This is a genomic window from Bartonella bacilliformis KC583, assembly GCF_000015445.1.
Classification (GTDB): domain Bacteria; phylum Pseudomonadota; class Alphaproteobacteria; order Rhizobiales; family Rhizobiaceae; genus Bartonella; species Bartonella bacilliformis.
Genome location: NC_008783.1, coordinates 933222 through 954572, shown reverse-complemented (window position 1 = coordinate 954572; position 21351 = coordinate 933222). Strand labels below are relative to the sequence as shown.

Genomic DNA, 21351 nt, shown 5'->3' with positions numbered 1-21351 from the left:
AGATTTCTGGGCTTCTTTCGTTTAGTATTTACCATAGTAGGTTTTAATGAATGTCATCACCTTGAAGGTACCCTTCTTTTCGGGCATCAGGCATTAAGAAAACTGCAATAAATGCAATAATCATTATACCGGTTACGTAAAAATAGAACAGAGATTCATAACCCATGTTTTTTAACCAAAGTGCTACAGATTCAGCGGATCCACCAAATATTGCATTAGCAATAGCATAAGAAAATCCAACTCCCATTGCTCGGACTGAGGAAGGGAACATTTCTGCTTTCACGATACCAGAGACAGAGGTATAAAAGCTTATAATGCATAGCATTCCGATAATAGTTATCAGGACAACCCATGTGTTATCAGTATTGCCAATTATTTGAAGTCCAGGAATTGTAAAGATAATTGACAAACCACTCCAAATGAGGAGAGAAGTTCTTGTTCCAATCTTATCAGCTAGGGCACCAAATGCTGGTTGAAGCAACATAAATACAAACAATGCAGCAGTCATCAAAGTTGTGGCTGTGTGGTTATCAAGCCCCGTAGTCGTAATAAGATATTTCTGCATGTAAGTTGTATAGGTGTAGAACGTTAATGATCCTCCAGCTGTAAAACCAATAACTAGGAAAAAAGCCTTTCGGTGATTGCGCAGAATCCCTCTAAGGCTACCGGCTTGTTCTTTGGAACGGCTTTCTTTTGTTGTTGTTTCATGGAGAGAACGACGTAGATAAATTGCAACAATTGCTGCTAATCCACCAATAGCAAATGGAATGCGCCAACCCCATGCTCTTAACTGATCTTCTGTAAAATAAAGTGCTAGAATGAATATAACAAGACTAGCGAGAAGCTGTCCACCAATCAGTGTAGTGTATTGAAAAGAGCTAAAGAAACATCGGCGATTTTTGATAGCAATTTCGCTCATATAAGTTGCTGTCGTTCCGTATTCACCACCAACTGATAGTCCCTGAAGCATTCTGAGTAAAAGCAAAAGAAATGCTGCTGTTACTCCAATGGTTTCATAGGTAGGAAGTATAGCGATTAGGAATGAACCGCTACACATCATAATGACAGAAATGAGCATTGAGCGTTTACGACCGTAACGATCAGCAATGAAACCAAAGAGCCATCCACCAATTGGGCGCATAAGAAAACCGACAAAAAAGACACCCGCAGCTTTTAAAAGTTGCGCAATAACGTCACCATCTGAGGGAAAAAATTGTGACGCAAAATAGATCGATGTAAAGGAATAGATGTAAAAATCATACCACTCTACTAAATTACCTGATGCACTAGATACAATGGATAAAACACGCTTCTTTGAATCGTTTGGTGCTAAAGTTTTTTCATTTCCCATAAAATCATCCCTATTATATTTATCATTTTTACCATTTACTTAAACACTCGATTCTTTTACAACATTTTGTCTTTTACGTCATCACAATTTAAATGGTATAGTAGCAATTTCTTAATGAAAAATTCTTTGCATGGGTTTATTTAAATTGTGTTTTTATTAATTTCTAAAGTTTCTATTTTTTGTAATTAGATAGAATCAGTCATAATATTATTATGAAAGCTTATCTTGATCTTTTATCTCATGTTTTAAATAATGGCACCGATCGCTCAGATCGAACAGGTGTTGGAACACGATCAGTTTTTGGATATCAGATGCGGTTTAACTTGCAAGAGGGATTTCCTCTGTTAACGACAAAAAAATTGCATTTGCGATCAATTATTTATGAACTGTTGTGGTTTCTTAAAGGTGATACAAATATTGCGTGGTTAAAGGAACATGGCGTATCCATTTGGGATGAATGGGCTGATAAAGATGGGAATCTTGGTCCTGTTTATGGTTATCAGTGGCGTTCTTGGCCTTCATCTGATGGGCGTTATATTGATCAAATTAGTAATCTTTTGGCTATGATTAATCACAATCCTAATTCACGCCGCTTGATTGTGACAGCTTGGAATCCAGCATTAATAGATGAAATGGCGCTACCGCCTTGTCATTGTTTATTCCAATTTCAAGTCGCTAATGGTAAATTATCCTGTCAACTTTATCAGCGTTCGGCAGATATTTTTTTGGGCGTTCCATTCAATATTGCTTCTTATGCTTTGTTGACGATGATGATTGCTCAAGTTACGGGGTTGAAAGTAGGGGATTTTATTCATACCCTTGGTGATGCTCATCTTTATTCTAACCATTTTGAACAAGCAAAGCAGCAATTATCGCGTACACCGGGTATTTTGCCATTGATTCGCATAAATCCAAAAGTAACAGATCTTTTTTCTTTTCAATTTGAAGATTTTGAGTTGCTTAATTATGAAGCTCAACCACACATCAAGGCACCGGTAGCAGTATGACCTTTCCAGTTTATTTGATTGCAGCTGTTGCACAAAATGGTGTTATCGGTCGTGAAGGTCAGATGCCTTGGCATTTGTCAACAGATTTGAAGCGTTTTAAGGCTTTGACTTTAGGCAAGCCCGTTATTATGGGGCGCAAGACTTGGGATTCTCTTGGTCGTCCTCTACCAGGGCGCACAAACATTGTTATTACCCGCAATCGCACGTTCACAGCTGAGGGAGCTGTGGTTACAGGTTCTTTATCTCACGCACATGATATTGCACAAAAAGTAGCGTCTCAATCTGGTGCAGATGCAGTTTTTATTATTGGTGGTGGTGAGATTTTTAAAGAAGGGTTACATATTGCTGATAAAATATTCTTCACAGAAATTCTAGCTTCTATCGAAGGGGATAGTTTTTTTCCTGTTTTTGATAAAGAAAACTGGACTATTGTGGAAACACAGTATATTCCAGAGCAGGATAAAGACAGTCATCCAACACGCTTTGTGATTTATGAGCGGCATTGATCGTTTAAGATTGTTAAAAGTAGCTGATTGACTGCATGGTGAGCGAAGAAGACTCTATAAGTAGTTGGCTTGCATGCTTGAGTATTTAATTAAGGACACACTAATTTAAAGAGGTGATAATGCCTTGGACAAATCAAAATGGCGGTGGCCCATGGGATGGCGATAAAAGTAAAGCCAGTGGTGATAAAAACGCACCACCTAAGAATCCTTTTGGTTCCGGTGGTAAAAACGGCGGTAGTAGCGGTCCTGATATTGATGATATTTTACGTAAAGGGCAGCATCATCTTAAAAAAATTGGTGATAGTGGTATTTTCATCATACTGTTTTTTCTTGCATTGCTTTTTTGGCTTTTTCAATCTGTTTATATTATTCAGCAAAATGAACAAGCGGTAGAGTTACGTTTTGGGGTGCCTAAGGAGGGGATTGTTAGTGATGGTCTGCATTTTCATTTCTGGCCAATTGAAACTTATATGAAAGTGCCCTTAACTGAAAAAACAATTGCAATTGGCAGTTCATCTGGTCAAATACAGCAAAGTGAAGGTTTGATGCTTTCGAGCGATCAGAATATCGTGAATGTTAATTTTTCTGTGTATTATAGGATTTCCAATCCAAGCCAATTCTTGTTTAATGTAAATGACCAAGAAGGAACAGTTCGTCAGGTTGCAGAGAGTGCAATGCGTGAAGTAATTGGTTCTCGGCCGGTTGATGATGTTTTACGTGACAAAAAAGAAGAAGTAGCTGATGATGTTAAAAAGATTATTCAGTCGACAGTGAATAAATATCAGCTTGGTGTTGATATAAATCGTGTATCGATTAGTGAGGCTGCTCCTCCTACTAAAGTTGCTGCTGCATTTAATTTCGTTCAACAAGCAGAGCAAGCGCGTGGGCGGATGATTGAAGAGGGTAATCGTGTACGTTTTACTAAGATTGGTTTAGCTAATGGTGAAGCTTCTCGTACACGGGAAGTCGCCAAAGGTGAAAAAGTACAGATGATTGAGGAAGCAACAGGGCGTGCTGAGCGTTTTGCAGCTATAGCTCGTGAAGCTGCAATTTCACCAGAAGCTGCTCGCTATCGTATTTATATGGAAACAATGGGTCGTATTCTCTCTTCACCCAATAAGTTAGTTTTAGATCAAGTAGATTCTCCAGCCGTATCTTATTTACCGCTTAATGAATTGTTGCGTAGTGCATCAGAAAAAGCAACCATAACATCAGAACGTCCTGCATCGCGATTGGGTTCTGATATTTCTGGAGGGCGTTGATTATGCAGCAGTCTCGTTTCTTTTTTCTTTTGGGTACTCTAGTGTTCGTTTTAGTTTCTTTGTGGGCATCTGTTTTTATTGTTTATCCTCGTCAGCAGGTAGCAGTTAAACGCTTCGGACAAATTGTTAACGTAGAGCTTAATCCTGGGATTTATTTTAAAGTTCCTTTTTTTGATCAGACAGTTATTATTGATAATCGATTATTGCGTTATGATTTACCTACTCAGTCTGTGCAGGTCCGTGGTGGTGCCTATTATGAAGTAGATGCATTCTTTATATACCGTATCGCAGATCCTAAATTGTTTCTGCAGCGTATTGCATCAGGGCGGCCACAAATTGCTGCACGTGAAAATCTTGCACCACGTTTTATTGACGCTTTACGTGCTGTTTATGGGAGACGAGAATTCAAAGCAGCATTATCAGATGAGCGTGGAGCAATGATGGCCGAAGTCCAGCGGCAATTTTCTGTAGATGCCGGCTCATTAGGTATTTCTATTGTTGATGTACGCATTCGCAAAACCGATTTGACTGATGCTGTGTTAGAAGATGTATATCGACAAATGGCAGCTGAACGTGAGGCAGTAGCAGAACATATTCGTGCTCGTGGTCAGCAAGAAAGGGATCGGATTATAGCAGAAGCTAATCGTGAATATGAGGAAATTGTAGCGGCAGCAAAGCGTGATGCTGAAATTACTCGTGGTGAGGGTCAAGCTGAAAGTATCCGCCTTTTACTAAATGCAAGGAAAGCCAATCCATCATTTTATGATTTTTGGCTAGCAATGGAGCAATATAAGAACTTAGAGAGTACATCGATGGTGATTTCACCCAAAGAAGATTTCTTTTTCTATTTTCGTAATTTGTCGCAAAGTAAATAGAATATCTGCATAAACTTTTGATAGAAAACAATAATTAGTAATTGCTAGTTCATAAATGAAAGAATAGATTATGGATGAGCTTTTCTATTAAAGTTTTTGTCCATGCTTTCTTTTTTTCAGATGAAGATGGTATAGTGTTGTAAGGTGGGACGCTGGTTGTATAAATCAATTTAATAATTTTTTGATCATAATATTGGTCAAACGTATGTCTCAGGTAAAAATATGTTGCTAAAGCGTTTTTATACAATAATTACCGTCTGTGTGGTTTTATTTTTGTCAGGGTCAATCAGTTGGTCCAGTAATATTTTACAGAAAAATGCACCGTTATCAGTTTCTGATTTAGCGGCTGCGCTTTTAAATACAGTCGTGAATATTTCTATAGTACAAAAAGTTGATGGCACTGAGCAGGGTGAACATACTCTTGTGCCTGCTATTCCCAAAGGTTCACTATTACAAGAATATTTTAATGATTTTTTTGTGCCAAAAGATGGTGAGAAAAACAGCCAGTTACGAAAAATGCGTTCTCTAGGATCAGGTTTTGTAATTGATGCGCAAAAGGGGCTTATCGTTACAAATTACCATGTTATTGCTGATGCTGATGATATTGAGGTTAATTTTTCTGATGGTACAAAGCTAAAAGCAAAATTGCTTGGGAAAGACAGTAAGACAGATTTAGCTTTGCTGCAGGTGAAACCAGAAAATAAAAAATTAACAGCTGTGCGTTTTGGTGATTCAGAAAAGGCACGTATTGGTGATTGGGTTATGGCTATCGGAAATCCCTATGGGTTTGGTGGTAGTGTAACGGTAGGAATTATTTCTGCACGCAATCGTGATCTTAATGCTGGTCCTTATGATAATTTTATTCAAACAGATGCAGCAATTAATCAAGGTAATTCAGGAGGACCACTCTTTAATGGAAACGGTGAGGTAATCGGGATTAATACAGCTATTGTTTCTCCTTCTGGTGGATCGATAGGTATTGGTTTTTCTATACCATCTGCTATGGCTATTTCTATTATTAATCAATTGCGTGATTTTGGGGAAGTAAGGCGTGGTTGGTTGGCTGTCCGGATTCAACCAATAACAGATAATATTGCGAAAAGTCTAAAATTAGACAAAGCTATTGGAGCGCTGGTTGCAGGTAAAATAGAAAATACAGGGGTGGATAATAGCCAGTTACATGTTGGTGATATTATTCTTCGTTTTGGGAAAACTGAAATTAAGAATGCACGTGATTTGCCGCGTTTAATAGCAGAAAGCTTAGAGGGGCAGGTGGTGGACGTTACAATTTTACGTAATGGAGAGGAAAAAGTAGTAAAAGTTAAGCTTGGTCGTTTGGCTGAAACAGATTCGAATGAAAATACGGTAGAAAAGTTTAATGATAAAAAAGGCGATGTTACATCAGAGAATGTAGCAATGGAATTCATGGGAATGAGATTATCCGTACTTACGGCTGATTTGCGCCAACGTTATTCAATCGTTGATAAAGTCAATGGGCTGGTTGTAACATCCGTTATAAAGAATAGTGAGGCTGATAAAAAGCGTATTCGAGTTGGTGAGGTAATCATTGATATCAATCAAAGTGCGGTTACTACAATTGATGATGCCAAAAAACGTTTTCATAAATTACGTGAAGCTGGGCGTAAAAATGCTTTATTTATTGTTGCTCGCCCAGATGGAGAATTGCGGTTTGTAACGATTCAAATGGATTGATTTTTTTAATAAGTCTTTCTTTTATTTCTATGAAATAGAATTTTTATGGGTTTTATTAATGTATTTTTTGTTATGATTAAGATGACTTTTTTAGTATTTTTACGTTTCAAATATCAGCTTGATAAGAAAATATGTTTATGCAGTGTTCATTGAAAAAGAATGTTACTATTCATGGCTAGTGCTTTGATATCTTGATATAAAGGAATATCTTCGCGCAACTCTGCTTCATCAGCTAAGTGGTCAATGTGGTAGGGTTTATATTTTAAAGTAAGAACTTTTGTGTTGGATGTTTGTTCTTGAAGCAATATTAAAAGGTTGTACTTCAATATATTTTTAGATTTAAAGTCATTATATTGCTTTTTTCTTTTTTCAAAAGATAGAGAAACATTGCAGTAAAAAGCTTCCATGGAGTGCATGGATACTTCTCAAATGGCAAAATTTGAGGAGAAGAGCTCTATCTTTCTATATTATGCTTTAGGCTCAGTAATGAATGCTGCAATAACTTGTTGATTGATAGTCATAAAGGTTTTCGTTCATGACACACAGAACGGTTACATTGATAGCTGGTCCAACTGCAAGTGGAAAATCAGAGCTTGCATTGAAAATGGCGCAGGAAAGGAATGCTGTTATTATCAATGCTGACTCAATGCAAGTGTATGATGTGTTGAATATTTTAACGGCAAGACCAACAAAAGCTGATACTATGATTGTTCCGCACTATCTTTATGGTTATGTAAGTCCTACTCTTAGCTATTCAGTAGGACAGTGGTTGTGTGATGTTGCTAAGCTTTTAAGTACAATCAAGTTAAAACAACTCATTTTTGTCGGTGGAACAGGATTGTATTTTCGTGCACTTTTAGGAGAAATTTCAGAGATTCCTGATATTCCAGATATTTTGCGGCAAAAATGGCGAATGAGGCTTTATAAAGAAGGAGCTGAAAGTCTGTATCGTGAATTATTGCAGGTTGATGCTGTTGTAGCTGAGCGTGTTTCTTCACAAGATGGTCAACGTATCGTACGTGCTTTGGAAGTGTATGAGGCAACTGGCAAGAAGCTAAGTTGGTGGCAAAGTAAAAAAAAAAATCTTTGATTGCACAAGATTGTTTAGAACAAATTCTTCTCCTGCCTCCACGTCAATTACTATATGAGCGTATTAACGAGCGATTTAATCATATGGTTAAAAAAGGAGCTCTAGAAGAAGTAGAGGTTATGAAGCAGCTTACAATTTCTCCTTTATCACCAGCGATGAAAGCTATTGGTGTGCTCGAATTTATGGATTACCTAAACGGATGTAGAAATTTTGAGAATGCTATTGAAGTCGCTAAAACTCGAACTAGACAATATGCAAAAAGGCAGATGACGTGGTTTCGTCACCAATTTAATGAAGAATGGAAAATCATCTCTTAATACAATTAAAGAGCACTGAAAACTTCAAGAAGGGGGGATTTTGAATGAAAATCTTAAAAAAATATTAAAGATAAGGAGAATTATTGTCATTTTGATTGATTAAAATGATGGATAATCTCTAATAGCTTTGGAACAATTGGTTGTGGTTGTTACTTCGTTATTGGTAAAAGAATTGAAGAATATTCAGCGAGTAGTAAAAAATGAACTGCGTTTCAGAAAATATCGTAACAATCAAATCTTATTTTAAGAGTTGTTTTATTTTCACAATATTTGCTTTTTGTATGCGAACCTTATCTTGGTGAGTTATGCAGTTTTCGTTGGAGCAGGACAATGCATTGAAGGCTGTTGCCGCATGGTTGAAAGATGGACGTTTTCCTGTTTTTCGCCTTTTTGGTTATGCTGGGACAGGGAAAACGACGCTTGCTCGTTATTTTGCGGAAACAATTGATGGTTCTGTTCAATTTGCTGCATTTACAGGTAAAGCAGCGCAAGTTTTGCGTTCTAAGGGCGCGAGTAATGCTCGTACTATTCATTCATTGATTTATTGTCCTCGTGGAGAAGAAGAAGTTTCTGATGAAGTAACAGGAAAGACATCGATTGCGCCAACATTTGCTTTGAATCGACAGAGTCCGATTGCACAAGCCAAACTGGTTATTGTTGATGAATGTTCAATGGTCGATGAAAAATTGGCGCATGATTTAATGAGTTTTCGGGTACCACTTCTTGTTCTTGGTGATCCAGGCCAGTTGCCTCCTATATCTGGGGGTGGTTTTTTCTCTGAAGGTACACCGGATTTTCTTTTATCAGAAATTCACCGACAAGCACGTGATAATCCGATTGTTCGTTTAGCAATGGATGTACGTGAGGGGCGTGATATCGCTTATGGTGATTATGGGATGGCACGTGTTATCAAACGTAAAGAAGTTGACCAGAAATTAGTCCTTGATGCTGATCAGCTGTTAGTGGGGATTAATCGAACACGTTATCTTTATAACAGGCGTTTGCGTGAGTTAAAAGGATTTACAGCCAATTATCCGCAGGCTGGAGATAAACTCGTATGTTTGCGTAATGATCCTGCTAAAAACTTATTGAATGGTTCTTTATGGAAAGTTCTGACTTCACAGAAAGAAACTGTTAAGCCAGGTATCAATCTTCTCGTTAAGCCAGAAGAGAGCGAGTTTGGGGTAGTGAAAATTAAGCTTTTAAAAGCAATATTTGAGAGCGTTGATAATACAATTTCATGGCAATTAAGAAAACGATATGATGATTTTGATTATGGATATGCATTAACTGTGCACAAAGCTCAAGGATCACAATGGGATAATGTCGTTTTATTTGATGAAAGTTTTGCATTTCGTGATATGTATGCACGTTGGCTTTATACAGGAATTACACGTTCAGCAGAACGTTTAACGATTGTTCGATAAGATAAAGGAATATTTTCCTTGTCTGATATTATATGAGGAGATCAATTGTTTTTTGAATATTTATGGAAAGGTGACTGTAAATGGCAGTGAAACTTTCAGTCAATCTCAATGCTATTGCTGTTTTGCGTAATCGGCGTCATTTACCATGGCCTAATGTTATCGATATGGGGCATATAGCGCTTGCCGCTGGTGCAGCAGGTTTAACGGTTCATCCCCGACCAGATGAGAGGCACATTCGTTTTTCTGATTTACCAGATATGCGTTTTTTAATTAATCATAATTTTCCTGCTGCTGAATTTAATATTGAAGGTTATCCAAGTGATACATTTTTGGATTTAGCAGAAAAATATGCTGATCAGATTACTCTCGTGCCTGATAGTCCAGATCAGTCAACCTCTGATCATGGTTGGGATTTTGCCAAAGATGCAGAATTTTTGACACCTATTATTCAGCGTTTGAAGGAAAAAAAAATTCGTGTATCATTATTTGCTAATCCGGTTTTAGAAGGTCTTGATATTGCTAAAAAAATTGGTGCTGATCGTGTAGAATTTTACACTGGGTTGTATGGTGGTGCGTTTAAAGACAAAAAAACACGAGATCACGAATTGGATAAACTTTTTTTAGCAGCAAAAAAAGCTAAAGAGTTAGAATTAGGCATCAATGCAGGGCATGATTTAACCGTTGCTAATCTTCCTGCTCTTATTAGTCAGATCCCTTGGTTTGATGAAGTTTCCGTTGGTCATGGACTTATTGCTGATGCTTTAAAATATGGGATGCATGAAACAGTCCAGCGTTTTACTAAATTATTGGTGTAAATCTTTTTTCTAATTGGATTTTATACATAGCATCATTGAATTGATTCTGTTTTAGAAGAACAATTTACTGTAATGTTTATATAATTAGTCAATATTTCTCTTTATAAAAAAATATTATTGAACTGCTTTTACTTTGATTGGCTTTAGTAGTATACAGCTGAATTTGTCGAATGTGCATATAAATAGCAATCATAACTATATTTGCTCAAGGTCTGTTTGGTTAGCCAAGCATTCTGTTTGAAGAAATTTTGATCAGAAGAGTTTTTGTTTGTATCGGTTTTATACGATTTGTCTATTGCATATAAAAAATAAAGTTTGTTCAGAATTTTTGTATGAATTCAGAAACATAAAAAATTGAGTAAAATATAATTGTTTATGCTTTTTCTGTAATATTTTTTGATGACATCATGAAAAGAATAAAAAATAAGATTTTAGATTATATTTCTCTTCAGAAGTATTATTTTTTATAATGTATCTTTTTTATAGAATATCAGATAAATTCTATTTTTATATTAGGGTGTTTTTTAAGATTTTTTTAGGTTTATTGCTTTTTTATTTTTAATAGGAAAATCATAAAATTATTTAATATTTATTTTTTTTGATGAATAAAAGTTTAATTGTTGAAAAGCATTTTTTTCTTAATCGGATAGAAAAAGTCTGAATTTCAATTTAGATATAATGGAGCACTTTTATGCGTGTTTACTACGATTGCGATGTTAATGTTAATTTGATTAAAGAAAAAAAAGTAGCGATTGTCGGTTATGGTGCACAGGGACATGCGCATGCATTAAATCTAAAAGATTCTGGTGTTCAAAATGTACGAATTGCTTTGCATTCAGGATCAATGACAACGAAAAAAGCTGAAGCAGATGGTTTTGAAGTTATGAGTGTTGCTGAAGCGGTGCAATGGGCTGACTTTATCATGATAGCAACACCTGATGAATTGCAAGCTGACATTTATAAAGAACATATCCATGATCATTTACGTGATGGAGCAGCTATTTCTTTTGCTCATGGCTTGAGTATTCATTTTGGTTTAATTAAAGTTAAAAAAACAGTTGATGTTGTGATGATTGCTCCTAAAGGTGCAGGTCGTGCAGTACGCAGTGAATATCAGCATGGTAGAGGTATTCCTTGCTTGATTGCGGTTGAGCAGGATGTTTCAGGTAATGCACATGATTTAGCATTATCCTATGCTTGTGGTATTGGGGGTGGACGTTCTGGTATAATGAAAACGACCTTTAGAGAAGAATGTGAAACAGATCTTTTTGGTGAACAAGCGGTTCTTTGTGGTGGGCTTGTTGAGCTTATTCGTGCAGGTTTTGAAACATTGACTGAAGCGGGTTATGCACCGGAAATGGCTTATTTTGAGTGTTTGCACGAAATTAAAATCATTGCTGATCTCATTTATGAATGTGGTATTGCGAACATGAATTATTCGATTTCTAATACAGCTGAGTGGGGTGAATATGTGTCTGGTCCACGTGTAATTACCCATGAAACAAAAGCAGAAATGAAACGTATTTTAAAAGATATCCAGACAGGTAAATTTACATCAGAATGGATTCAGGAATATAGAGCAGGTGCAGCCCGTTTTAAAGATATGCGGCGATTAAATAGCAACCATCTCATTGAACAGACTGGAGATAAAATCCGCTCTATGATGGCTTTAACTAAATCTAGTGCTCCGGTTGATAAAAAACACAGCTGAGTTCCAACCGGATTTATATAAAAAGATCAGAACACATAAAAGGCTAAAAAGAAGCCTTTTAGATATACTTTTTTCATTTTTTGTGTGAACTAAAACTCTTATTTCCAAACATGAAATATACGATACCCAAAAAAACAAACCATAATGGGGTATATTTTAGAGCGATTAAGGTATCGGGTTCTAATGTCAATAAAAAGACGATAAACGCAAAGAAGGCCAGAATACCCCAGCAAACAAAAACGCCTCCTGGCATTTTATAGATTGACATAGCATGTTGTGTAGGGCGGTTACGACGGTAGACAATGTAGCTGACCAAAATTAAAGACCATACAAACATGAATAAAACTGCTGAAATGGTAGTGACGATTGTAAACGCATCTATGATTGTTGGGGATAATGATAAAATTGTATATCCTAGTAAAATGCATAAGCAAGAAAAGAGTAATGCATTAGAAGGAATAGAGTTATTGGAAAGCTTTCCTAAAAAGCTAGGCGCTCCTCGTTTAATAGCAAGTCCATATATCATACGACTAGTAGAAAAAACACCACTATTTGCTGAAGATGCTGCTGATGTTAAAACAACAAAATTAACTAAGCCAGCAGCAATTGGGATACCAATAAGCAGAAACATTTCTACAAATGGGCTTTTATGTGGCATAATTTGATTCCAAGGTGTGACTGACATAATCACAATGAGAGAAACAATATAAAAGAATACGATACGTATAGGGATTGAATTGATTGCTTTTGGCAAGACTGTTTCAGGCTCTTTTACCTCAGCTGCTGCTGTACCAGCAAGTTCAATACCAACGAAAGAAAAAATAGCAATCTGAAAACCCGCAAAAAATCCCATCATACCTCGAGGGAAAATATCTCCATTGTTCCATACATGATTAAAAGAGGAGATAGTCCCATTGGGAGAGGTAAAGCCAACAAGGATCATATATAATCCAACAAAGACTAATACTAAAATTGCTGCAATTTTAATGAGACCAAACCAAAATTCAAGCTCACCAAATAGTTTAACTGCTACAAGGTTAAATACTAAAAAGAAAAAGATACAGATAAGAGCAGGGATCCAGGGGTTGAGTTCATGCCACCAAAATTGCGTATAATTGACAATAGCAATAATATCTGCGGTTCCGGTTACAATCCAGCACAACCAGTAAGTCCAGCCAATAAAAAAACCAGCGCTTGGTCCCAATAAATCAGCTGAAAAGTCGATAAAAGACCGATATTGCGTATTAGAAAGCAGCAGCTCTCCCATGGCCCGCATTATGAAATATAAAACACAACCAATAATAGAGTAAACTAATATAATTGAAGGACCAGCAACACTGATTGTTTTCCCTGAGCCCATAAAAAGACCTGTGCCAATAGCACCACTAATAGCGATAAGTTGCACATGGCGATTATCTAAACCACGTTGCAATTTTCTTTTATGCCCTTCATCTAAATTTCGTTTGTGATCCATTTTTAGAGGATTCCCTTTATTATTTAAGACACAAATAGGCTAACAAAAAAGGCAGTCACGCACATAAAAGCATGATAAAAGTGAGTCGTAAAGAAGAAAAACGTTTCAATGATTTTGATGCTTTCATATTGGTTTATATACAGAAGACAATTGATGTAAAGTTGATATTATTTGTTCAAAAATTTGATCAAAATTTAGGATAAATCTTTTAATGTAGCTTTCAAAGGTATACGAGACCACAGAAAATACTTTAATGTGTTAAAGCTATGATGTCAAATGATGTAGATTTCGCGTGTGATGCCAATAATGAATAAGCCAGCGAAAAGCTTGCAGCAAGATACCAAATATTCGTGAATAGGCTTTATTTTATAAATGTGCTTGTTATAAATTTAAGTCATTTGATATGTGATCTTACTTTGAATCATTTTTAAGTTAAAGCATTGCAGCAGTCCAAAGTTAATCATTGGGTGATTATCAGCGATTTCCAGATAAAAGGCAGATGGAAAGCTTTGTTGTATAGTTATTTTTTGCATATTACCGATGCTTACATCACGCAGTTATGCTTATCTCATATGTTTAAAGGTCTATTAGGACACATTTTTAAAATAGATTAAAAAATTATTTGAGTCATACTCTTGCCATTTTTTTGACACGCTTTATCTGAAGGGAAGATAGATTATTAATAAAGGCTGTTTTTATCGAAAGGTAAGCCGCGCTGTTTTCTGATAGGGGGTATACAATATTTTCAGATAAATTGTATGTTTTGCTTTTTTCTTTGTTTTGAGATGCTTGGCAGGAGAAGTTTTAGCTTTCTCTGAGATCCAGTCTCCTTTTAGAGATTGTAGGATGATGCTTCTGTAAATTTGGCATCGAAGTTACGAAATTTATCTTTGTTTATTAATTTTTTAGTGCGCAAGAGCGGTTTTGCGAGTGGCACTCTTTTGCTTGCTGTTATGGTGCTGGACTTTTGTTTTAGCGTTTAAATGTATTTTTTATTGAGGGGTTTGTTATGAAAAAATTGTATCTAATACCAGAGGAGAATGATTTAAATTGTCATCATTCTCTTCGTTGTTCACCTTTGGTTAAAGCGGTTTCGTTAGGAACTGTCATGGCTGCACTTTTATCAAGTGTTTCTCCTGTTTTCGCTGCTAATGTTGCTATACTAGGAAGCAATGTTCAAAGCTCGAACGATGGTAGTATTCCTTATTCAAATGGTAGTCATGGAAGTATTGTTTTGGCTGGTGATAATAATTGGTGTGGTGTGGATAATGTTACTGATCGTGGTAAACATTTACCACAGTCATCAAGAGCAGTGAAAGAAATCAGTGCAGAGGAGCAATATGAGAGATTTGTTAATAATGGCGAGTTTTTCAACCGTCATCCTTATGGTGTTACGACTGAACAGGTTAAGTGGGAAGCTGATGGTGTAACATCCTCCAACGGTGGTTATATGGGGAGCTCTACTACCGGTGGTCATAGTAACGTTATGCCTACTGCTTTTGGGGTTTATTCCTTTGCGACTGGTTGTGGATCTTATGCGTCAGGTAATTATTCAACAGCTTTTGGTGCAGGTGCAACTACAAATGGTGGGGGAGCACAAGCCTATGGTGTTTCTGCGCTTGCTAAAGGGCAAGCAACTATTGCTATGGGGGTAGGAGCGGAGGCATGGGATACATCTGCGGTTGCTGTTGGTGGGCGTGCAGTTGCACTTGGTAAAAATAGTGTTGCTTTAGGGACCAAAGCAAAGGCAAGTGGCGATTATGGGGTTGCTTTAGGTACAGAAGCTTTAGCCAAGCAGCGGGGTTCTATTGCAATAGGTGGTGATATCCCACAGGAAGAAAATGATCAAGGTAAGAGATTTGGAGCAATGGTGGAAGCTGAAAATGCTATTGCGATAGGTGTTAGATCTTACGCTTCAGAAGATTCTAAAGAAGCGGTTGCCATTGGGTTAAGCGCACAGGTGCGTGATGAAGCTGGTATTGCTTTGGGCAGGGGAGCTGTCGTTAGGCAAGGTGGGAGTGCTGGGGTTGCTATTGGTGCGAGTGCACATGTAATTGCTGATACTGGTGTTGCTTTGGGTACTGCATCCATTGCTAGTACTGAGCATAACGTTTCTGGTTATAATCCTGCGACTGGTGCCACAACAAAGAGTAGTGATCACGTATGGGTGAGTACAAGGGGTGCAGTTAGCATTGGTGATGTTAGTCAGAAGGTAACACGGCAGATTACAGGGGTTGCAGCTGGTAGTGAAATGACTGATGCTGTTAATGTTGCACAGTTAAAAGCATTAAGAGAAACGATAGACAAAGGTTGGATGCTTACTGTTAACGGTGCAGATGCTACGCCTGTTGGTGCAGATGGCTTAGATTTTTCAGTTGAAAATCCCAATTTGGATACTCCTAACCTGAGCATTGTGAGATCAGGCAATAAGCTAACATTTGATCTAGCTGAGCATATTCAAGTTGGTCGTATAACAACAGGATTGAGCAGCTTAAGCAATGCCGGTTTGGTGATTAAAGGGTGTAATGATGGTACTGCCTGTAAGAATGGTCCATCAGTAACTGCTGGTGGTATTAATGCTGGAGATAAAACACTTACAGGGGTTGCAGATGCTGTTTTAGATAATGATGCCGTTAATTTTTCACAGTTGAAAGCATTAAAAGAAACGGTAGACAAAGGTTGGATGCTTACTGTTAACGGTTCAGATGCTACGCCTGTTGGTGCAGATGGTGCAGATTTTTCAGTTGGAAGTAGTAATCTTGTCATAACAAAAGATAACAAAAATAAGCTAACTTTTGATTTGGCTAAAGACATTAATGTGAATAGCATAAAAGTAGGAAAAATCAGCTTAGATAATAATAGCGTAATGATCGAAGGGGGGCCTCAGATAAGTGCTGATGGTGCTGATTTTGCGTCTAAAAATATTCGTGGAGTAGCAGATGGTGTTTTAGACGGTGATGCCGTTAATTTTTCACAGTTGAAAGCATTAAAAGAAACGGTAGACAAAGGTTGGATGCTTACTGTTAACGGTGCAGATGCTACGCCTGTTGGTGCAGATGGTGCAGATTTTTCAGTTGGAAGTAGTAATCTTGTTATAACAAAAGATAACAAAAACAAGCTAACTTTTGATTTGGCTGAGCACATTGAAGTTGGTCGCATAACAACAGGATTGAGCAGTTTAAGTAATGCTGGTTTAGTGATTAAAGGGTGTAATGATGGTACTGCTTGTAAGAATGGTCCATCAGTAACTGCTGGTGGTATTAATGCTGGAGATAAAACACTTACAGGATTAGCAGATGGTGTTTTAGACGGTGATGCCGTTAATGTTGCACAGCTAAACAAGGTAAAAGAGGCAATAAAAGGAAGTGGCCTTATTCAGCAAGGAGAAAATGAAGATGAAAATGGTCGTATCACCATTGGTGCAGGAAATAGTGGCACTGAAATTAATATCTTGAATAAGGATGGTGTAAGGCGGACTATTTCCGGTATTTCAGGTGGTAAAGTTACAGAAGAATCAACTGAAGCTATTAATGGTGCACAGCTTTGGGAAACTAATGAAGAGGTTCATAACTTAAATCATCGTGTTGATGAAACTCATACAAACGTATCACAATATTTCGGCGGTGGTGCGGACATAAGTAGTGGTAAAGCACCAACTTACACTATTGAAGGAAAGCAATATAATAATGTTGGCTCTGCCTTTTCTGCTGTTAATGATTCTCTTGATAATATTCAGAATGAGATTTCCAGACACTTTGGCCAGATTTATACTATAAGCGATATATTTTCTCATTATTTTGGCGGTGGCGCTGGATATAATAATGGAAAATGGACAGCTCCTACTTACGAGGTTTCTCACTTCGGTACTAATGGTACCTCTAGTGAAAAGGCCTATAACAATGTTGCTGATGCTTTTGGTGGTGTGAATGAGAGTATGTCCGGCATGAATGATCGCCTTCAGGAAGTTGAAAACAAGGTAGATCAAAACAAAGCAGAGTCAGATTCTTTAGGTTGGAGCAAGGATAAAGGAGCTTATGATGCTAGTCATGACGGTAAGCCCAGTAAGATTGTTAATGTAGCCGATGGTCAAGTCGCGCAAGGTTCAGAAGATGCTGTCAATGGTGGTCAGCTTTGGGAGACTAATGAGCGTGTTACTAACGTTGAAAATAAAGTAAATGATGTTAGTAAACAGGTTGATAGTATTGAAAATACGGTTAACCATTTTGCCGATGGAGCCGTTAGCTATCAAAGAGATGAGAGTGGCAAAAAGACTAATAAAGTTGTTTTACAAGGTGGAGATTCTGGTAAACCTGTAACTATTGACAATGTTGCTGATGGTAAAATTGAAAAAGGATCACAAGAAGCAGTTAACGGTGGTCAGTTGCATGATTATACTCAGGAACAGATGAAACTTGTTCTCAATGATGCAAAAAAATACACGGATGGTAAAATAAAGAATATCGTTGTTAATGCCATCGACGATGCTGTTTCTCAGGCTAAAGGCTATACAGATATGAAGTTTGAGGCCTTAAGTTATGGGATTGAAGGTGCACGTAAAGAGGCTAGACAGGCTGCAGCGATTGGTTTGGCAGTGTCTAACTTGCGTTATAATGATACACCTGGAAGATTAAGTTTTGCGTTTGGAAGTGGTATGTGGCGCAGTCAATCCGCATTTGCTTTGGGTACGGGTTATACGTCTGAAGATGGAAAGATCCAATCTAATTTTTCTGCGACTACTGCTGGAGGCCATTGGGGTATAGGTGCGGGAGTAAGTATTACACTGAATTAATATAAAAGATCAGAATATTCTTGTAAGTTTTTTGTTCGCCCTTGCTATTAGGTATCTATTAGGCAAGGGCGAAAGTTTTTCTGATGAAGAGAACAATTTTTACATAGTCATCCATCGCAACTGTCTGTTCCCTGTAGCACACCAGATGAAAACGTCGTATCATGACGCGATTTTTTCATTATTGAACTTTGATTTGTGATGAAAGCTGATCAATTAAGCAGAGTATCTATAATGTGATTTAGGTAATTTACGATAAAGGTGATTATACGATTTTTAGTTAGTCTCTTGTATTACAGGCTAGTGATCAGGCAGTTATGCCCTTGCTGATGCTACCAAAGAGCAGACATTATTGATCCGGTTTTTGTGTTTGAGAGGGGGGGGGAACTTATCCTTATTCATTACATGCAGTACATGCAGTGCGATGATAATAATAAGGTTTGTTTAGCCCAATCACTTTTAGGGCTGATTTTGAGTCACAAATAGAGTAGAAGGGAAAAGTCAATATCTTTTCTGAGATCAAAGGTAGCAAAATATTTTCTTTTGTTACTTCTTTTGATGGTTTGAGGGAAAGGTATTTTCCTTTGCAACAATAGAAACTGTAAGGGTAATTTAGTTTACAGGATTATTGTTTTAGTGAATAAAGTATTTTTTTGAATTTTATATGTAGAATTTAAGCTTGCGTGTTATTTCTTTCTGGATATAGTGCACAGGTCTTTGGAGAGGTGGCCGAGTGGTTGAAGGCGCACGCCTGGAACGCGTGTATACGGGAAACCGTATCGAGGGTTCGAATCCCTCTCTCTCCGCCATTTGTCAATAGATTCAATGAGTTATGTAAAGATTAAGGAAAGTCCTTTGATTTTATTGATTTTTTAGAGTTTATCCCGCACTTTTTGTAGTTTTTTTATGGATTCTAGAACAAGTTTTTGCGATCTGCCCTCTTAGGATAAAGGGATGCCATGCTATCTTCGGTCCACCCAAAAAGTGCTCTCATTTGTGAAACTGTAGCTCCTGAATTGGCTGCTCTTGTTGCAGCCAATTTTCTTAATCCATGGGCTGATTTTTTTATGCCTGCCTGGTTACAGGGCTTTACGAAACATGTTGACAAAGCTTTCTTTGATGAATTTTTTTCGCTTTTACTACAGATAAACGTCTCATCACCAATTGGACCCGTTGCGAGTGTAGCAGCTAATTTGGGCAAAATGGGAAGAAAGACATCTGTTTGAAACTGGCTCTTTTCTATCTTTTTGTGATGAGTTTAATTTATAAGTTTTCATATTTGCTGGTTGGTAAACTTTTCACTGTTTTGTTGACGATACAATCAATGTTTGAGGCTGTCACTTTTCCGAACTGCGCTTGAAACCATTCATCTATCCTTTGTTTCATATCACGTCACCGTCTGTTGTGATATGTGGGAGCTTTAAATGCGTTGTTTGGCCAGAGCAAGCCATCTCCATGATGCCTCAATGTCATTAGCTTTAGCTTTGTCTGCTGTTTCTGATTCATATGGATAGATGCGGTTATAAGAAATGCAACGCCTCTTACGCGTAACTCTTCACATTCAGAATCCCTTATATAACTTTTGGGAAGTCTTTATTTATGGAACACATCCCCTTATGCTGTTTCCATTAATCTAAATGCTTATGATACTACCTTATAATACTAATTGTATCATTAGAAGATTTCAATTTTTGACTATTCTCTCCCTCTATTTCTGTAACAGGAACTTCAAGATTCGCTAGGAGCAAGATTTTTATGCAGAAGGATACTGGAGAGTTTAAGCATTGACATGAAGAATAAGGCAAAAGGCAAGAAGTTGTAGTTTTTTGTTTTTGTGAAAAACACGCGGAAGAGGCGTAATAAGGGGATGAGAGACTGAAAGATATAGAATGCAAAACCGATAATAAAGACAAAAAAAGAACACAAAAGAGACATTATTTGATTGACGATTATGGCCGAAATGTGTACTGCTAACCTGTAATCAGGATCCTTCAATGGGATCCTTTGTAAATTTAATTATTTTTTGTAAATTTAATTATTTATGGAGGAATTTATCTCATGAAACGTATCGTTCTCGTTGCAGCTTTATGTTCTGCTTTGTCTTCAGTCGTAGCACCAGTAACCGCTGCAGAAGCAGAAAGAAAAGGACCAGTTGGTTTGGACGATTTAACTCGTTACACTAGTGAGACTATTCCTAGGGTGTTTTGGATGAGATTGCCTGCATTTCGGCGTGATATGAGTAGCAGTCCTAGTGTACAGAAGACTTTGAAAGAACATGTTTGTAAGAGTACCATTAGGCCACTAGGAGAGCACTATTCTCTTCAGGTTGCGGTGTGCTAGAAAAAGAAAGTGAAACGGAGAGCACGGTAATAAATTACACAAAATCACAAGGATATCCTTAATTAAGAGAACGCCTGCGTTTGCATGAAAATGTGAGCTTATTTAGTAATACCACTTCTTTTAGTGGTCTAGGTAAAAAACAGAATGATATAAATGTATCTTCTGTTTTTTCTTACTGAGTTTTCTGTGAGTAATTTATAAATTATGATTACTCATGAATGTAAGCTGCAAGCCCAATTATTTACATACAATACTGTATTGTTTTTTGGTCTTTAATCAAAAAAAATTGATTACAGCAGAAAAAACTATCGGAGCGTGAGCTTCTTGGATATGTTGGTTATGATAATGCGCAGCGTGTTAACCAAAACGGTCAAGTGATAGTTATTCTTTTTTGTAAAAAAAGTCAGAAAAAACTTTTTATCTCTCGGTTCTTTTCATGAAAAAGTATTTTATCGTCAATCAGAGTTATTGAAAATGTTTCTGCCATTAAGAAATAGAAAAAAGACATCTTTTATAAGCTCTTTTCCTATTTTTATCATGAATGAATTTTCCTTTTGAATCTTTTTAAAAATGTAATGATTATCAAAATGTTTGATTATTATAGGAGACATATATCCCTCTTTTCTTATATGAAGGTTATGTTATCTTCCTGTATTTTTTAAAAGTACAATTATAAA

15 protein-coding genes, 1 tRNA gene and 2 pseudogenes are annotated in these 21351 nt (G+C 37.0%); 13 read left to right on the top strand and 5 right to left on the bottom strand.

Annotated elements, in window-relative coordinates:
- Positions 1-43 precede the first annotated feature (43 nt).
- Complete coding sequence (locus BARBAKC583_RS04485; RefSeq protein WP_005767390.1) at positions 44-1351, bottom strand: MFS family transporter; 1308 nt, start codon at positions 1349-1351, stop codon at positions 44-46.
- Between the two features lie 212 nt (positions 1352-1563).
- On the opposite strand from BARBAKC583_RS04485, the gene BARBAKC583_RS04480 reads away from it, so the two are divergent.
- From BARBAKC583_RS04480 to BARBAKC583_RS04460, 5 genes are all read left to right on the top strand, one after another.
- On the top strand, positions 1564-2358 hold the full coding sequence (locus tag BARBAKC583_RS04480) for a thymidylate synthase (protein WP_005767388.1): 795 nt from the start codon (positions 1564-1566) through the stop codon (positions 2356-2358).
- Complete coding sequence (locus tag BARBAKC583_RS04475; protein WP_005767386.1) at positions 2355-2864, top strand: dihydrofolate reductase; 510 nt, start codon at positions 2355-2357, stop codon at positions 2862-2864. Before BARBAKC583_RS04480 ends, BARBAKC583_RS04475 begins: the two co-directional genes overlap by 4 nt.
- Positions 2865-2983: 119 nt before the next feature.
- Positions 2984-4126, top strand: a complete 1143-nt coding sequence (gene hflK / locus BARBAKC583_RS04470; protein WP_005767384.1) for an FtsH protease activity modulator HflK — start codon at positions 2984-2986, stop codon at positions 4124-4126.
- Between the two features lie 2 nt (positions 4127-4128).
- Positions 4129-5001, top strand: a complete 873-nt coding sequence (gene hflC / locus BARBAKC583_RS04465; protein WP_005767382.1) for a protease modulator HflC — start codon at positions 4129-4131, stop codon at positions 4999-5001.
- A 222-nt stretch (positions 5002-5223) separates the two neighbouring features.
- A complete protein-coding gene (locus BARBAKC583_RS04460; RefSeq protein ID WP_005767379.1) occupies positions 5224-6714 on the top strand; it encodes a Do family serine endopeptidase in 1491 nt (496 codons plus the stop codon).
- A gap of 146 nt (positions 6715-6860) precedes the next feature.
- Here the strand turns inward: BARBAKC583_RS04460 and BARBAKC583_RS04455 are convergent, their stop codons facing one another.
- The gene (locus BARBAKC583_RS04455) at positions 6861-7121 is read right to left on the bottom strand and encodes a hypothetical protein (protein ID WP_005767377.1); all 261 of its coding nucleotides are present in this window, start codon (positions 7119-7121) and stop codon (positions 6861-6863) included.
- Between the two features lie 128 nt (positions 7122-7249).
- On the opposite strand from BARBAKC583_RS04455, the pseudogene miaA reads away from it, so the two are divergent.
- From miaA to ilvC, 4 genes and pseudogenes are all read left to right on the top strand, one after another.
- Positions 7250-8121, top strand: a pseudogene (miaA, locus tag BARBAKC583_RS04450) (tRNA (adenosine(37)-N6)-dimethylallyltransferase MiaA).
- A gap of 305 nt (positions 8122-8426) precedes the next feature.
- Positions 8427-9548 carry an ATP-dependent DNA helicase gene (locus BARBAKC583_RS04445; RefSeq protein ID WP_005767374.1) on the top strand — a complete coding sequence of 374 codons (1122 nt, stop codon included), beginning with the start codon at positions 8427-8429 and terminating at the stop codon, positions 9546-9548.
- 80 nt (positions 9549-9628) lie between these two features.
- Positions 9629-10363, top strand: coding sequence for a pyridoxine 5'-phosphate synthase (locus tag BARBAKC583_RS04440; protein ID WP_005767371.1), 735 nt, complete (start codon positions 9629-9631; stop codon positions 10361-10363).
- 691 nt (positions 10364-11054) lie between these two features.
- Entirely contained in the window at positions 11055-12074 is a 1020-nt protein-coding gene (gene ilvC, locus BARBAKC583_RS04435) for a ketol-acid reductoisomerase (protein WP_005767368.1), read from the top strand.
- A 73-nt stretch (positions 12075-12147) separates the two neighbouring features.
- Here ilvC and cycA read toward each other — a convergent pair whose 3' ends face one another.
- A complete protein-coding gene (cycA, locus tag BARBAKC583_RS04430; RefSeq protein WP_005767366.1) occupies positions 12148-13548 on the bottom strand; it encodes a D-serine/D-alanine/glycine transporter in 1401 nt (466 codons plus the stop codon).
- Between the two features lie 1009 nt (positions 13549-14557).
- Here cycA and BARBAKC583_RS04425 point away from each other — a divergent pair.
- Positions 14558-18337, top strand: a complete 3780-nt coding sequence (locus BARBAKC583_RS04425; RefSeq protein ID WP_005767360.1) for a Vomp family autotransporter — start codon at positions 14558-14560, stop codon at positions 18335-18337.
- A gap of 716 nt (positions 18338-19053) precedes the next feature.
- Positions 19054-19143 (top strand) — tRNA-Ser (locus tag BARBAKC583_RS04420).
- A gap of 104 nt (positions 19144-19247) precedes the next feature.
- Here the strand turns inward: BARBAKC583_RS04420 and BARBAKC583_RS07240 are convergent.
- Positions 19248-19442, bottom strand: coding sequence for a site-specific integrase (locus BARBAKC583_RS07240; RefSeq protein ID WP_414945891.1), 195 nt, complete (start codon positions 19440-19442; stop codon positions 19248-19250).
- Between BARBAKC583_RS07240 and BARBAKC583_RS07235 the strand changes: the two genes are divergently transcribed.
- A complete protein-coding gene (locus tag BARBAKC583_RS07235; protein ID WP_414945892.1) occupies positions 19351-19560 on the top strand; it encodes a hypothetical protein in 210 nt (69 codons plus the stop codon). The two genes, BARBAKC583_RS07240 and BARBAKC583_RS07235, sit on opposite strands and share 92 nt — an antisense overlap.
- A 40-nt stretch (positions 19561-19600) precedes the next feature.
- On the opposite strand, the pseudogene BARBAKC583_RS07105 reads toward BARBAKC583_RS07235, so the two are convergent.
- A pseudogene (locus BARBAKC583_RS07105) lies at positions 19601-19720 on the bottom strand (lambda exonuclease family protein); the annotation flags it as partial.
- Between the two features lie 672 nt (positions 19721-20392).
- On the opposite strand from BARBAKC583_RS07105, the gene BARBAKC583_RS04410 reads away from it, so the two are divergent.
- Positions 20393-20674, top strand: a complete 282-nt coding sequence (locus tag BARBAKC583_RS04410; RefSeq protein ID WP_005767354.1) for a hypothetical protein — start codon at positions 20393-20395, stop codon at positions 20672-20674.
- Positions 20675-21351: the final 677 nt, after the last annotated feature.

Coding starts and splice junctions, on each gene's coding strand:
- hflC (WP_005767382.1), top strand. CDS start 4,129: ATGCAGCAGTCTCGTTTCTTTTTTCTTTTGGGTACTCTAGTGTTCGTT.
- BARBAKC583_RS04460 (WP_005767379.1), top strand. CDS start 5,224: ATGTTGCTAAAGCGTTTTTATACAATAATTACCGTCTGTGTGGTTTTA.
- hflK (WP_005767384.1), top strand. CDS start 2,984: ATGCCTTGGACAAATCAAAATGGCGGTGGCCCATGGGATGGCGATAAA.
- BARBAKC583_RS04410 (WP_005767354.1), top strand. CDS start 20,393: ATGAAACGTATCGTTCTCGTTGCAGCTTTATGTTCTGCTTTGTCTTCA.
- BARBAKC583_RS04455 (WP_005767377.1), bottom strand. CDS start 7,121: ATGGAAGCTTTTTACTGCAATGTTTCTCTATCTTTTGAAAAAAGAAAA.
- cycA (WP_005767366.1), bottom strand. CDS start 13,548: ATGGATCACAAACGAAATTTAGATGAAGGGCATAAAAGAAAATTGCAA.
- BARBAKC583_RS04440 (WP_005767371.1), top strand. CDS start 9,629: ATGGCAGTGAAACTTTCAGTCAATCTCAATGCTATTGCTGTTTTGCGT.
- BARBAKC583_RS04485 (WP_005767390.1), bottom strand. CDS start 1,351: ATGGGAAATGAAAAAACTTTAGCACCAAACGATTCAAAGAAGCGTGTT.
- BARBAKC583_RS04475 (WP_005767386.1), top strand. CDS start 2,355: ATGACCTTTCCAGTTTATTTGATTGCAGCTGTTGCACAAAATGGTGTT.
- BARBAKC583_RS04480 (WP_005767388.1), top strand. CDS start 1,564: ATGAAAGCTTATCTTGATCTTTTATCTCATGTTTTAAATAATGGCACC.
- BARBAKC583_RS04425 (WP_005767360.1), top strand. CDS start 14,558: ATGAAAAAATTGTATCTAATACCAGAGGAGAATGATTTAAATTGTCAT.
- ilvC (WP_005767368.1), top strand. CDS start 11,055: ATGCGTGTTTACTACGATTGCGATGTTAATGTTAATTTGATTAAAGAA.
- BARBAKC583_RS04445 (WP_005767374.1), top strand. CDS start 8,427: ATGCAGTTTTCGTTGGAGCAGGACAATGCATTGAAGGCTGTTGCCGCA.